General features: G+C 68.7%; 9 protein-coding genes. 3 read left to right on the top strand and 6 right to left on the bottom strand.

The window, feature by feature from the left end:
* Positions 1 to 158 precede the first annotated feature (158 nt).
* From ACREPD_RS19945 to ACREPD_RS19960, 4 genes are read right to left on the bottom strand one after another with little or no spacing between them, the layout of a single operon-like run.
* Positions 159 to 1,745 carry a DHA2 family efflux MFS transporter permease subunit gene (locus ACREPD_RS19945; RefSeq protein ID WP_431600916.1) on the bottom strand — a complete coding sequence of 529 codons (1,587 nt, stop codon included), beginning with the start codon at positions 1,743 to 1,745 and terminating at the stop codon, positions 159 to 161.
* A gap of 7 nt (positions 1,746 to 1,752) precedes the next feature.
* Entirely contained in the window at positions 1,753 to 2,934 is a 1,182-nt protein-coding gene (emrA, locus tag ACREPD_RS19950; protein ID WP_431600917.1) for a multidrug efflux MFS transporter periplasmic adaptor subunit EmrA, read from the bottom strand.
* A 10-nt stretch (positions 2,935 to 2,944) separates the two neighbouring features.
* On the bottom strand, positions 2,945 to 4,438 hold the full coding sequence (locus ACREPD_RS19955) for an efflux transporter outer membrane subunit (RefSeq protein WP_431600918.1): 1,494 nt from the start codon (positions 4,436 to 4,438) through the stop codon (positions 2,945 to 2,947).
* On the bottom strand, positions 4,435 to 4,878 hold the full coding sequence (locus tag ACREPD_RS19960) for a MarR family winged helix-turn-helix transcriptional regulator (RefSeq protein ID WP_431600919.1): 444 nt from the start codon (positions 4,876 to 4,878) through the stop codon (positions 4,435 to 4,437). Before ACREPD_RS19960 ends, ACREPD_RS19955 begins: the two co-directional genes overlap by 4 nt.
* 142 nt (positions 4,879 to 5,020) lie before the next feature.
* On the opposite strand from ACREPD_RS19960, the gene ACREPD_RS19965 reads away from it, so the two are divergent.
* Both ACREPD_RS19965 and parC read left to right on the top strand, forming a co-directional pair.
* Positions 5,021 to 5,893, top strand: a complete 873-nt coding sequence (locus tag ACREPD_RS19965) for an AraC family transcriptional regulator (protein ID WP_431600920.1) — start codon at positions 5,021 to 5,023, stop codon at positions 5,891 to 5,893.
* Positions 5,894 to 5,951: 58 nt separating this feature from the next.
* On the top strand, positions 5,952 to 8,195 hold the full coding sequence (gene parC / locus ACREPD_RS19970; protein WP_431600921.1) for a DNA topoisomerase IV subunit A: 2,244 nt from the start codon (positions 5,952 to 5,954) through the stop codon (positions 8,193 to 8,195).
* Positions 8,196 to 8,309: 114 nt separating this feature from the next.
* On the opposite strand, the gene bfr is transcribed toward parC, so the two are convergent.
* Positions 8,310 to 8,798, bottom strand: coding sequence for a bacterioferritin (bfr, locus tag ACREPD_RS19975; protein ID WP_431600922.1), 489 nt, complete (start codon positions 8,796 to 8,798; stop codon positions 8,310 to 8,312).
* 166 nt (positions 8,799 to 8,964) lie between these two features.
* Between bfr and ACREPD_RS19980 the strand changes: the two genes are divergently transcribed.
* The gene (locus ACREPD_RS19980; RefSeq protein ID WP_431600923.1) at positions 8,965 to 11,304 is read left to right on the top strand and encodes a penicillin acylase family protein; all 2,340 of its coding nucleotides are present in this window, start codon (positions 8,965 to 8,967) and stop codon (positions 11,302 to 11,304) included.
* A 153-nt stretch (positions 11,305 to 11,457) separates the two neighbouring features.
* Here ACREPD_RS19980 and ACREPD_RS19985 read toward each other — a convergent pair whose 3' ends face one another.
* Complete coding sequence (locus tag ACREPD_RS19985; protein ID WP_431600924.1) at positions 11,458 to 12,861, bottom strand: cation:proton antiporter; 1,404 nt, start codon at positions 12,859 to 12,861, stop codon at positions 11,458 to 11,460.
* Positions 12,862 to 12,941: the final 80 nt, after the last annotated feature.

Genomic DNA, 12,941 nt, shown 5'->3' on the forward strand with positions numbered 1-12,941 from the left:
GCCTACAAGGACGTACTTGCGGCGTGTCCCGGAGCGGGGCTGCCCGTCGGCCGCCCCAGCATGGAAGAATTGAAACGCTGCTGCTCGCTGTTGGCTGTTCGCAATACACAAAAAACCCCGCCTTTCAGCGGGGTTTTTTGTTTCATCAGGTCAGTGCATCAATGCCCGCCGGCGGAGGCTGCGCCGGCACCGGCGCCGAACGGCGGCTTGGCCAGCCACAGGAAGGCGATGATGGCCAGGAAGATCCAGCCCAGCAGGAAGAAGATGTCGTTGAAGCCCATCTGCGATGCCTGGTGGTTGATCATGTTGTTCAACGCCGCCGCGCCATGCTGCAGGTCGCCCTGCCCCATCGCCGCCACCTTCTCCTGCATGCCCGGCGTGTAGCCGGAAATGCTTTCGGTCAGGTGCGCGTGGTGCTCCTGCGTGCGGCGGGCCCACAGCCACGTCGTCAGCGACGCCGCGAAACTGCCGCCCAGCGTACGCAGGAACGTGGCCAGGCCGGAGCCTGCCGCGATCTCGCGGCCGTCCAGGTCGGACAGCAGGATCTGCAGTACCGGCATGAAGAACAATGCCACGCCGATACCCATGATCAGCTGCACCCCCGCCACATGCGCAAAGTCCACCTGCAGATTGAAGCCCGAACGCAGGAAGCTGGTGAACGACAGGAACACGAACGCGAACGACGCGATCCAGCGCATGTCGAAGCGTGACGCGTACTTGCCCACGAACGGCGTCATGATCACCGGCAGAATGCCGATCGGCGCCGTTGCCAAGCCCGCCCAGATCGCCGTATAGCCCATGTCACGCTGCAGCCACTGCGGAATCAGCAGCGATACGCTGAAGAATGCCGCGTAGGCCACCACCATCGCCAGCGTGCCGGCGCGGAAATTGCGGTGGCGGAACAGGCGCAGGTCCACGATAGGGTCCTTGTCCGTCAGCTCCCAGATCAGGAACACCGCCAGCGCCACCACCGACACGCAGGCCAGCACCACGATCGTCGGCGAACTGAACCAGTCCTCGTCGTTGCCCAGGTCCAGCACCAGCTGCAGCGCACCCACGCCGATGATCAGCGTGATCAGGCCCACATAGTCCATCTTCGGCTTTTCAATGTGCTCCGGCCGGCCCTTCAACTGATTGCCGACCACCAGCGCCGCGAAAATGCCCAGTGGCACATTGATCAGGAAAATCCATTCCCAACTGTAATTGTCGGTGATCCAACCACCCAGGATCGGACCGCAGATTGGCGCCACCACCGTGATCATCGCCAGCAGCGCCAGCGCCTGTCCGCGTTTCTCGCGGGGGTAGATCGAGACCAGCAGCGACTGCGTGATCGGATACATCGGGCCGGCGACAAAACCCTGCAGCGCGCGCGACACCACCAGCATGCCCATGCTTTGCGCCAGGCCACACAGCAGCGAGGCCATCACGAACGACAGCGTCGCCCAGATGAACAGCTTGGTTTCGCCGAAGCGACGGCTCAACCAGCCCGTCAGCGGCAGCGCGATTGCCGTGCTGACCGCGAACGACGTGATGACCCACGTCGCCTGCTGCGAGCTGGCACCAAGGTTGCCGGCGATGGTCGGCAGCGAGACGTTGGCGATGGTGGTGTCGAGCACCTGCATGAACGAGGCCATGGCCAGGCCAGCCGTGCAGAGCGCGACATTGGCCGGCCGGAACGCGCCGGTCGCACCCGGCGCCGACGGCGCACCCGGATTACCGGGCGCGGCGGGAGCTTGTGCGGACATGGGGACCTCAGCTGGCCTTTGCCGAGCGCGGCAGGTTGCTCTGGATGATCTCGTGGATCACATCGTCGGCGCTGTGCAGCTGCTTGGCGTACACGTCCGTGTCGAACACCTGGCCCTTGGCCGTGGCGGTCGGCAGCACGGTGCCCTTCTGGTCGCGCAGGCTCACCTCGGCCTTCATCGACAGGCCGATGCGCAGCGGGTTATCGGCCAGCTGCTTGGCATCGATGGCGATGCGCACCGGCACGCGCTGCACGATCTTGATCCAGTTGCCGCTGGCGTTCTGCGCCGGCAGCAGCGAGAACGCCGAACCGGTGCCCAGGCCCAGGCTGTCGATGCGGCCCTTGTACTTCACGTCACCACCGTACAGGTCCGAGCGCAGCTCCACTTCCTGGCCCAGGCGCATGTGGCGCAGCTGGGTTTCCTTGAAGTTGGCTTCCACCCACATCTGCTCGGTCGGCACCACCGCCATCAGCGCGGTACCCGGCTGCACGCGCTGGCCGACCTGCACCGAGCGACGGGCCACGTAGCCGCTGACCGGCGCGACGATGCCGGCGCGGGCGTTGTTGAGGTAGGCCTGGCGCAGCTGCGCCGCAGCGGCTTCCACGTCCGGCTGGGTGGCGATCACGGTGTCATCGACCAGCGCATTGCTGCGCTCGAAGGTCTCGCGCGAACCGGCCACGGCCGCCTCGGCCGCCGCCAGTTCGTTGCGGGCATGGGCCAGCTCTTCGTCCGAGATGGCGCCGGTGGCGGCCAGGCCCTTGCGGCGGGCGAAGTCTTCGCGCACGCGGTTGAGGGTGACCTGGCGGGCGCTCAGTTCGGCCTGCGCGCCTTCCACGCTGCGGTACAGACCGCGGGTCTGGCGCACGGTGCGGGCCAGGTTGGCGCGGGCCTGCTGCAGTGCCACCTCGGTGTCGGCCGGGTCCAGCTGCACCAGCAGCTGGCCGCGCTCCACGCGCATGCCGTCATCGGCGTTGATCGCCACGACGGTGCCGGTGATCAGCGGGGTGATCTGCACCTGGTTGCCCTGCACGTAGGCGTCGTCGGTTTCTTCGAACCAGCGGCCGAACATGAAGTACCACAGCGCCGCGGCGGCGAGCAGCAGCACCACGATGGCCAGCAGGCCACGCAGCAGCTTGCCGCGACGGGAGGGAGCTGCCGGTGCGGCAGCGGGAGCGGAAGTCTGGCTCATGGGAGGTATCTCAGGAATGCGTGGATTCGGGGGCGGTGGCGAGCGGGGCGGTGTCGCCGGACGGAGTGAAGCCCCCGCCCAGCGCCTGGCTCAGCCGAACCGAAACAAGGATCTGCCGCGACTGCAGCGAGGCCAGCTGCTGCTGCGACTGCAGCAGCTGGGCTTCCACGCTGAGCACGTCCAGGTAGCTGCCGATGCCGGCCTTGTAGCGCTGCTGCGCCAGGTCGTGGGCGGCGCGTGCGGTGCTCACGGCCTGCGCCTGCGAGGCGGCCTGCTCGGCCAGCGAGCGCACCGCGTTGACCTGGTCGGCCACCTCGCGCAGCGCGCTGACCACCGACTGGTTGTAGTCGGCCACGGCCAGGTCGTACTGCGCGTCGGTCTTGTCCAGGTTGGCGCGCAGGCGGCCACCGTCGAAGATCGGCAGGCTCAGCGCCGGGCCGATGAAGGCGAAGGTCGAGCCGCTCTTGAGCAGCTGGTCCACTTCACTGGCCACCACGCCGCCGAGCGCGGTGAGGTTGAGGCTGGGATAGAACTTGGCCTTGGCCGCGTCGATCTCGCGACCGGCCGCTTCCACGCGCCAGCGCGCCGCCACGATGTCCGGGCGGCGACCGAGCAGCTCGCTGGGCAGCACGCCCGGCAGCTGCAGCGCGAGCGGGTTGAGCGGCTGCGGGCGTGCGATCTGCAGGCCACGGTCCGGGCCTTGGCCGACCAGCGCGGCCAGCGCGGTGCGGGCCTCGTCGATCTGCTGCTGCGCGGCCTGCAACTGCTGCTGCGCGGCCGGGATGCGGGCCTCGGCCTGGCGGGTCTGCAGGTCGCTGTCGATGCCCGCCGCGCGACGCTGGCGGGTCAGGGTCAGGGTCTTCTGCGAACGGTCCAGCTCTTCACTGGCCACGTCATGCAGCTGCCAGGCGTAACCGAGCTGCGCATACGCCTCGGCGATACCGGCCGACAGGTTCAGTCGCGCGGCCTGTGCGTCCACGGCAGCGGCATGGCCGCTGTCCACGGCCGCTTCCCAGGCGGCGCGCTTGCCGCCCCACAGGTCGACGCCGTAGCTGACGCTCAGGTAGGCCTGGCCGCTGCCGGCATAGCTGCCGCCGAGCTCGTCACCGACCATCGATTCGGGCAGGCGCACGCCGGTGTAGCCGCCGGAGGCGGACACGCTGGGCAGGCGGTCGGCATGCGCGGTGCCGATCTGGGCACGGGCCTGGCGCAGGCGCGCATCGGCCGCGTCCAGGCCCGGATTGCGCTGCAGGCCTTCGGCGATCAGCGCGTCCAGCTGCGGGTCGTTCAGCGCCCGCCACCAGTCGGTGGCCGGGAACGCGGCCGGGCTCAGGCTGTGGCCGGCCAGGGTGCGCTGGGTCTGCAGGCTGTCGGCGTCGACCAGCTGGCCCTTGGGTTGCAGGCCGCCGGTGCTGGCACAAGCGGCCAGCGCCAGCGCCAGCACGGACAGCAGCACCGGCCGCAGCGGGCGCAGCGATGAGGTGCGATCAGTTGTAGGAGTCATGGCGTATTGAGGGAGTCACGTACACGGGTCATGAGGGAAAGCAGGAGCGCGCGCTCGTCCGCGGACAGGTCGCGCATGGCGTCGTCCATGGTCTGGTCGCCGCGCAGCTTCAGCCGGGCCCACAGCTGGCGGCCCTGGTCGGTCAGTACGATCTGCAGCGCCCGCCGGTCCTGCGCATGCGGTTCACGGCGCACGCAGCCCAGCGCTTCCAGCTTGTCCAGCAGGCGGGTCACCGCGCTGGGCACCTGGTCCAGGGCCTGGGCCAGCTCGTTGGCGGTGCACGGGGCACGGGCCGCGAGCACCTTCAGGCCCAGGTAGTGGGTGAAGCCGATACCGAGGTCTTCCTCGGCCATCGACGTGTCGAGCTGGCGCACCAGGCCGTCGCGCACCTGGCGCAGCAGCAGGCCGAAGCTGGGGGGATTGGCATCAGGACAGATCATGGGAGAGCATTCTCTTCCAAAAAATATATTTCTCAATAGAAATATTCAAAATGGAACAAAATGCTGTGTTGCAGCAGACGAAACGATGGGAGGCCGCTACCTTAATGGCCGCCCCGGCTGGCCCGGTATTACAATATGGACAATGGATAACACTTTCAGGCCAACGGACGATCCCGCCATCCAGATCCGCACCGACGTGCTGGACTGGTTCGAGCGTGATGACGGGCTGGGCGTGCTCGGCTTCCGGGTGGACAGCCCGCGCGGGCTGGACCGGGAAGTGGACTGGCACGCACACCTGCGCGCCCAGCTGATCTGCGTGGAAGCCGGCCTGCTCACGGTGCGCACCCGGCACGGCACCTGGTCGATGCCCCCAGGCTGTGCCGGCTGGATGCCGCCGGGCGAGCCGCACACGGTCGACATCCGCGGGCCGCTGCGGGGCTGGGGGGTGGTCATCGCCCCGGCGTTGGCCCACGACCTGCCCGCCGAGCCCTGCGTGGTGGGCATTTCGGACCTGCTGCAGGCGCTGGCGCTGCGGGTCACCACCTGGGCGCCGGCAGAGACGGCCACGGCGACCCAGCAGCACATCATGGAGGTGCTGCTGGACGAACTGCGCCATGCGCCGCGCCAGCGCACCCACCTGCCCATGCCGCGCGACCGCCGCCTGCTGCGGATCGCCTCGCAGCTGATCGCCGACCCGGCCGACGACCGCAGCCTGGAGCAATGGGCGCAGTGGGCCGGGCTGTCGCCGCGCACCCTGACCCGCCACTTCCGCGACGAGACCACCCTGAGCTTCGCGCAATGGCGCCAGCAGGCGCGGCTGGCCGAAGGGCTGCGCCGCCTGTCCGACGGCGCCAGCGTCTCGGCGATCGCGCACGAACTGGGTTTCAGCAGCCCCAGCGCCTTCGTCACCGTGTTCCGCCGCCACTTCGGCAGCCCGCCCGGGCGCTACCTGGCACGCGGCAACCAGCCCCTTCCCAACACGCGCGGCTTGGCATCCCCGGCCGCATCCGGATAATCGACCGCCTGCGAGGGCGACAGCCGTCGCCGTCCCTTGCCACAGGTAACAATGCCGCATGACCGATCTTGCCCGCCCCGCCTTCCACGGCTTTGAACAGCTGCCCCTGCGCGAGTACGCCGAACGGGCGTACCTGGACTATTCGATGTACGTGGTGCTCGACCGGGCGCTGCCGTTCCTGGGCGATGGCCTCAAGCCGGTGCAGCGCCGCATCATCTACGCGATGAGCGAGCTGGGGCTGAACGCCGCCGCCAAGCCGAAGAAGTCCGCGCGTACCGTCGGTGACGTGATCGGTAAGTACCATCCGCACGGCGACAGCGCGTGCTACGAGGCGCTGGTGCTGATGGCCCAGCCGTTCTCCTACCGCTATCCGCTGATCGAAGGCCAGGGCAACTTCGGTTCGACCGACGATCCCAAGTCGTTCGCGGCGATGCGTTACACCGAATCCAAGCTCACCCCGATCGCCGAAGTGCTGCTGGGCGAAATCAACCAGGGCACCACCGACTGGACGCCGAACTTCGACGGCACCCTGGAGGAACCGACCTGGATGCCGGCGCGGCTGCCGCACCTGCTGCTCAACGGCACCACCGGCATCGCCGTGGGCATGGCCACCGACGTGCCGCCGCACAACCTCAACGAAATCGTCAGCGCGCTGCTGCACCTGCTGGATGATCCGGACGCAAGCATCGGCGACCTGCTGGAACACGTGAAGGGCCCGGACTACCCGAGCGCGGCGGAGATCATCACGCCGGCCGCCGACCTGCGCACCATGTACGAGACCGGCTACGGCAGCGTGCGCGCGCGCTCGACCTTCCTCAAGGAAGGCACCAACATCGTGATCAACGCGCTGCCCTTCCAGGTCTCGCCGTCGAAGGTGATCGAGCAGATCGCCGCGCAGATGCGTGCCAAGAAGCTGCCGTGGCTGGAAGACATCCGCGACGAATCCGACCACGCCAACCCGGTGCGGGTGGTGCTGGTGCCGCGCTCGAACCGCGTGGATGCCGAACAGCTGATGGGCCACCTGTTCGCCACCACCGACCTGGAGCGCAGCTACCGGGTCAACCTCAACGTGATCGGGCTGGACGGGCGTCCGCAGGTGAAGAACCTGAAGATGCTGCTCGCCGAGTGGCTGCAGTTCCGTGGCACCACCGTGACCCGCCGCCTGACCCACCGCCTGGAAAAGGTCGAACGTCGCCTGCACCTGTTGGAAGGCCTGCTGGTGGCGTTCCTCAACCTGGATGAAGTGATCCACATCATCCGCACCGAGGACGAGCCCAAGGCGGCCTTGATCGCGCGCTTCGGGCTGAGCGACGACCAGGCCGACTACATCCTGGAAACCAAGCTGAAGCAGCTGGCGCGCCTGGAAGAAATGAAGATCCGCGGCGAGCAGGACGAGCTGGCCAAGGAGCGCGACAAGATCCAGTCGATCCTGGACAGCAAGACCAAGCTGCGCAAGCTGATCCGCGACGAGCTGGTGGCCGATGCGAAGAAGTTCGGCGATGCACGCCGTTCGCCGCTGGTACAGCGTGGTGCGGCGCAGGCCATCGACGAGACCGAACTGGTTCCCAGCGAGCCGATGACGGTGGTGCTGTCGGAGAAGGGCTGGATCCGTGCGGCCAAGGGCCACGACATGGACCCGTCCACGCTGTCCTACCGCGACGGCGATGCCCTGCTCGGCTCGGTGCGTGCACGCAGCACCCAGCAGGTGGCGTTCCTGGACACCGAGGGCCGCGCGTACTCCACGCTGATCCACACCCTGCCCTCGGCGCGAGGCAACGGCGAGCCGCTCACCGGCCGCTTCTCGCCCGCACCGGGCAGCGCGTTCATGACCCTGGCCAGCGGCGACAACGACACCCGCTTCGTGCTGGCGTCCACGCACGGCTACGGCTTCGTGACCCGCTTCGAGAACCTCACCGGGCGCAACAAGGCCGGCAAGGCGATGCTCAACCTGACCTCGGGTTCGAAGGTGTTGACCCCGGCCGTGGTCGCCAACCCGGACACCGACCGCATCGTGGCGGTGACCAGCTCGGGCAACCTGCTGGCCATCCCGGCCAACGAGCTGCCGGAACTGGACAAGGGCAAGGGCAACAAGATCATCGACATCCCCAAGGCCAAGCTCGCCACCGAGCGGGTGGTCGCGGTGGTGTCGGTGGCCCCGGGCAACACGCTGCTGGTACGCAGCGGCGCACGCACCATGAACCTGTCGTTCAAGGATCTGGACGCCTACGTCGGCACGCGCGCCACGCGTGGCCACCTGCTGCCGCGTGGGTGGCAGAAGGTTGAGGGGTTGTCGGTGGAATAACGCATCGCCCACAAAAAAACCGGGGTTTCCCCGGTTTTTTTGTTCGTCGCTGGCGGGCGGTTGGCTGGCTGGCGGACGAATTGCATGGGCCGGCCAACGGCCGGCGCTACCCGCTCAGTGCGCTGACGCGCCCTTCGCTTCCATCTTGCTGGTCTGGTACAGCGCCAGGCCGATGCGCTTGATCAGGCTCAGCTGCTGCTCCAGCCACCAGGCATGGTCTTCTTCGGTGTCCTTCAGCTGCACCAGCAGCATGTCGCGGCTCACGTAATCCTGGTGCTGTTCGCACAGCTTCATGCCGGCGGCCAGGTTGTTGCGCACGCTGTATTCGGTTTCCAGGTCCTTCTGCAGCATCTCTTCCACGGTCACGCCCGGCTCGAAGCCGTGCGGGCGCATGTCGGGGTTGCCGCCCAGGAACAGGATGCGGCGCAGCAGCGCGTCGGCATGCTGGGTCTCCTCCTCCATCTCGTGGTTGAGGCGCTCGTACAGCGCGAACAGACCCTGGTCCTCGTAGCGGCGCGAGTGGATGAAGTACTGGTCGCGCGCGGCCAGTTCGCCGCGCAGCAGTTCCTTCAGGCATTCAATGACGTCGGGATGGCCTTTCATGGGGGAGCTCCTGTGAATCGATGGACGTCATGGTGCCCTATCCCGAATCGCCGTGATCTAATCGGAATCAGTTGCATGCGCAGGCGCAGGCAGGGCCGTGTCCTGAGGGCGCATTGCAGGGAATTCGTTGCTGCCGGGCAGAGCCCGGCGCTACCAGGAGCTGGGGATGCGTCGTGCGCTGAAGTGGATCGGGTGGGGGCTGGTACTGCTGGTGGTGGTCGTGATCGGCACGGTCTGGTGGCTGCTGCGCGGCAGCCTGCCCACCCTGGAGGGCAAGCAGCCCATGACTGGCCTGCAGGCCGAGGCCAGCGTCTCCCGCGATGCGCTCGGCGTGGTCACCATCGACGCCGCCAGCGAGGCCGATGCGATGCGTGCATTGGGGCTGGTGCACGCGCAGGAACGCTACTTCGAGATGGACCTGATGCGCCGCGCCGCCGCCGGGGAGCTGTCCGAACTGTTCGGCGCGGCGGCCGTCCCCGTCGACCAGCGCATGCGCGTGCATCGCCTGCGCGCGCGCACCGACGCCCATCTCGCCCAGGCCGTCGGCGGCAACCCGCAGGTGGTGCAGGCCTATGTGGACGGCGTCAACAGCGGCCTGCAGGACCTGCGCGTGCGCCCGTGGCCCTACCTGCTGCTGCGCCAGTCGCCCGCCGCATGGACGGCCACCGATTCGGTGCTGACCGGCCTGGCCATGTACGCGGACCTGCAGGATCCCACCAACCAGAACGAACTGGCCATGCGCCGGATCCGCGAGGTGGCGCCGCCGGCGCTGTATGCGCTGCTCAGCCACGATGGCACCGAGTGGGACGCGCCGCTGTTCGGGGCCGCACGCGGCAATGCGGTGTTGCCGACAGCGGATGCCTTGCGGCTGAGTGACGACCCACGGTCGTCACCTACCGGTGGGGAAGAACAGGACGTGCACGGCAGCAACAACTTTGCGGTGGCCGGCGCGCTGACCGCCGATGGTCGCGCCATCCTGGCCGACGATATGCACCTGGGCCTGCGCGCACCGGCGCTGTGGTTCCGGGTGCGGCTGCGCTACCCCGACCCGGCCGCGCCCGGTGGCCGGGTGGACGTCAGCGGCTTCTCGCTGCCCGGGCTGCCGGCGATCGTGGTCGGCAGCAACGGACATGTGGCCTGGGGCTTCACCAACAGCTACATCGACAACGCCGACTTCGTGGCGGTGCAGGCCGGCGCGCAGGGCATCACCACGCATGAGGAGCGGATCCGCGTGGCCGGTGGCGCGGACGTGGTGCTGCGCGTGCGTGAGACCGCGTGGGGCCCGATCCTGCACGAACGCCCCGACGGCAGCGGCGAGGCGCTGCGCTGGACCGCGCAGCTGCCTGGCGCGGTGCGCCTGGATTTCGCCGACATGGCCCGCGCAGGCGACCTGGACCAGGCGCTGCAGATCGCCGACCGCGCCGGCATCCCTACCCAGAACCTGCTGCTGGCCGACCAGCACGGCCGGATCGCGTGGCGCCTGATCGGCGCCCGCCCGGACCGCGCGGCGGCGTGCCCGCCCAACGGCACCACCACGATCGCACCGGCTACGTGCGCGCCGTGGGCGATCCGCGGCGACGGCTCACCGGCGCTGGTGGACCCGCCCACGCAGCGGCTGTGGACCGCCAACGGGCGCGTGCTGGATGGTGCCGACCTCGCGGTGGCGGGCAACGCGGGTTATGACCTGGGCGCACGCGGTCGGCAGATCCGCGACGACCTCGCTGCAAAGCAGCGCTTCAGCGAGCACGACCTGCTGGCGATCCAGCTGGACGACCGCGCGGTGTTCCTGGAGCACTGGTGGACGCTGCTGCGGCAGGTGGTCGGTAGCAGCAAGGATCCGGCACTGAAACGCCTGGAGGCCGCAAGCCGGCAGTGGGAGGACCACGCGTCGGCCGATGCGGTGAGTTACCGGATCACCCGCGGATTCCGCAGCAAGGTGCAGGACATCGTGTCGGCCGCGCTGCTGGCGCCGGCGCGGCACAGGCTGGGCGACGACTACCTGGAGCCGAAGCTGCCGCAGATCGAAGGCGTGCTGTGGCCGCTGGTGAGCGAGCGTCCGACGCACCTGTTGCCGCCGCCGTACCCAAGCTGGGACGCGCTGCTGGCCGATGCCGCGCGGCAGGCGGAGGCTGAGCTGGCCGAACAGGGACCGGACCTGGCCCAGCGGACCTGGGGCGAGCGCAACACGGCCGCCATCTGCCACCCGATCAGTCGCGCCCTGCCCGCCTTCGCCAAGCCGTGGCTGTGCATGCCGGCGGACCGCCTGCCCGGTGACCGCGACATGCCGCGCGTGCAGGGCCCGACGTTCGGTGCCTCGCAACGCATGGTGGTATCACCGGGGCACGAAGCCGACGGCATCATCCACATGCCCGGTGGCCAGAGCGGCCACCCGCTGTCGCCGTTCTGGGGCGCCGGCCACGAGGATTGGGTGCACGGCAAACCGACGCCGTTCCTGCCGGGCGAGACGCGCTATACGTTGCGGTTGGAGCCACCGACCCACCGATAGACCGATAGACCGACGGGGTAGAGCGGACTGTTAGTCCGCTGCTCCCCGCGGGGTGTTTCGAGTCACCGCCAACGGCAGCGGACCAACAGTCCGCTCTACCCCGTCGCACGTTTCGGCCGCACGTTTCGGCCGCCCGTTTCGTCGCCCCGCGTCTCAACCGCGCGCCTTCCGCCCTTCCATCGCGCTGAGCAGCGGGCCGGTCATTGCCGTGGTTACCAGCGCCATGATCACCAGCACCGCGAACAGACGGTCGCCGAGGAAGCCGAGTTCGTAGCCCAGGTTGAGCACGATCAGCTCCATCAGGCCACGGGTGTTCATCAGCGCACCCAGCTTCCACGCCTCCTGGTTGGGCATGCCCGCGCTGCGGGCCGCGCTCCAGGTACCGAACAGCTTGCCCAGCGTGGCCACCGCGATCACCACCGCGCACAGCAGCAGGTCGCTGGCCTGCAGGGCATCGGCCCGCATGCGCAGGCCAGTCATGGCGAAGAACAGCGGCAGCAGCAAGGTGACCGCGAACGGCTCCACCTTCTCGATCAACAGGGTCCGCAACTGCGCGTTGGACGACACCGCCACGCCGGCGGCGAAGGCACCGAACAGCGCATGGATGCCCAGCACCTCGGTCACCAATGCGCTGGCCAGCGACAGCAACAGCACGCCCAGCAGCCAGCGCCCTTCGCTGCCCGCACGGATGACCTGCCGCGAGAACCAGGGTTTGACCACACCCAGCATCAGCGCGACGAACACCACCACGCACAGCAGGCTCAGGCTGGCGGGCACCCAGCCGGTGGCCTGCGCCGCCGCCACGATCAACGCCAGCAGGCACCAGGCCGTGGCATCGCCGAGCGCCGCGCAGGCGATGGCGGTCTGCCCCAACGGCGTGTGGGTGATGCCGCGGTCGGCCAGGATGCGCAGCAGCACCGGGAAGGCGGTGATGCTCAGCGAGATGCCCACAAACAGCGCGAAGGCGGTAAAGCCCACGCCCTGCGGACCATGTTCGGGGTACAGCCAGATCGCCAGCAGCACGCCCAGCACGAACGGCACGGCGATGCCGGCATGGCTGACGGTGAACGCGAAACGGCGGCGACCACGCAGGCCGCCCAGGTCGAGTTCGGCACCGGCCACCAGCAGGAACATCAACACGCCCAGCTGGCTCAGCATGCCCAGCGGACCCAGCGAGCTGGCCGGGAACAGGGCGCCGTGCAGGTCGGGCAGCAGGCTGCCCAACACCAGCGGCCCCATCATCAGGCCGGCGGCCATCTCGCCGATCACGGCGGGCTGGCCCAGCCGCTTCAGCAGCGCACCGGCGCCCTTGGCGACCACCAGCAGCACCAGCAGCTGCAACAGGAACAGCCCCAGCGGCGATGCCAGGTGGTGGGCCCAGTCGCTGCCGACCACCGCGTCGGCCTTCGCCGCCACCGCAGCCGCCGCCGGCAGCTCCGGGCCGGCATAGCGCGCCAGCGCCAGGCCGATCACCAGCGGAATGCCGGCCCAGGCCAGGTAGTGCCAACCCCATTTCATCCGCGGCACATCGCCTCCGGTCTGTACGTCCATGAACATTCCCCACTGCATGAGGAAGGAATGTTACCCGGTAGCGCCGGCCGTTGGCCGGCCCACGCAGGGATCGCATCGTTCATGAG

The sequence above is a fragment of the Stenotrophomonas sp. genome (assembly GCF_050737075.1).
Taxonomy (GTDB): domain Bacteria; phylum Pseudomonadota; class Gammaproteobacteria; order Xanthomonadales; family Xanthomonadaceae; genus Stenotrophomonas.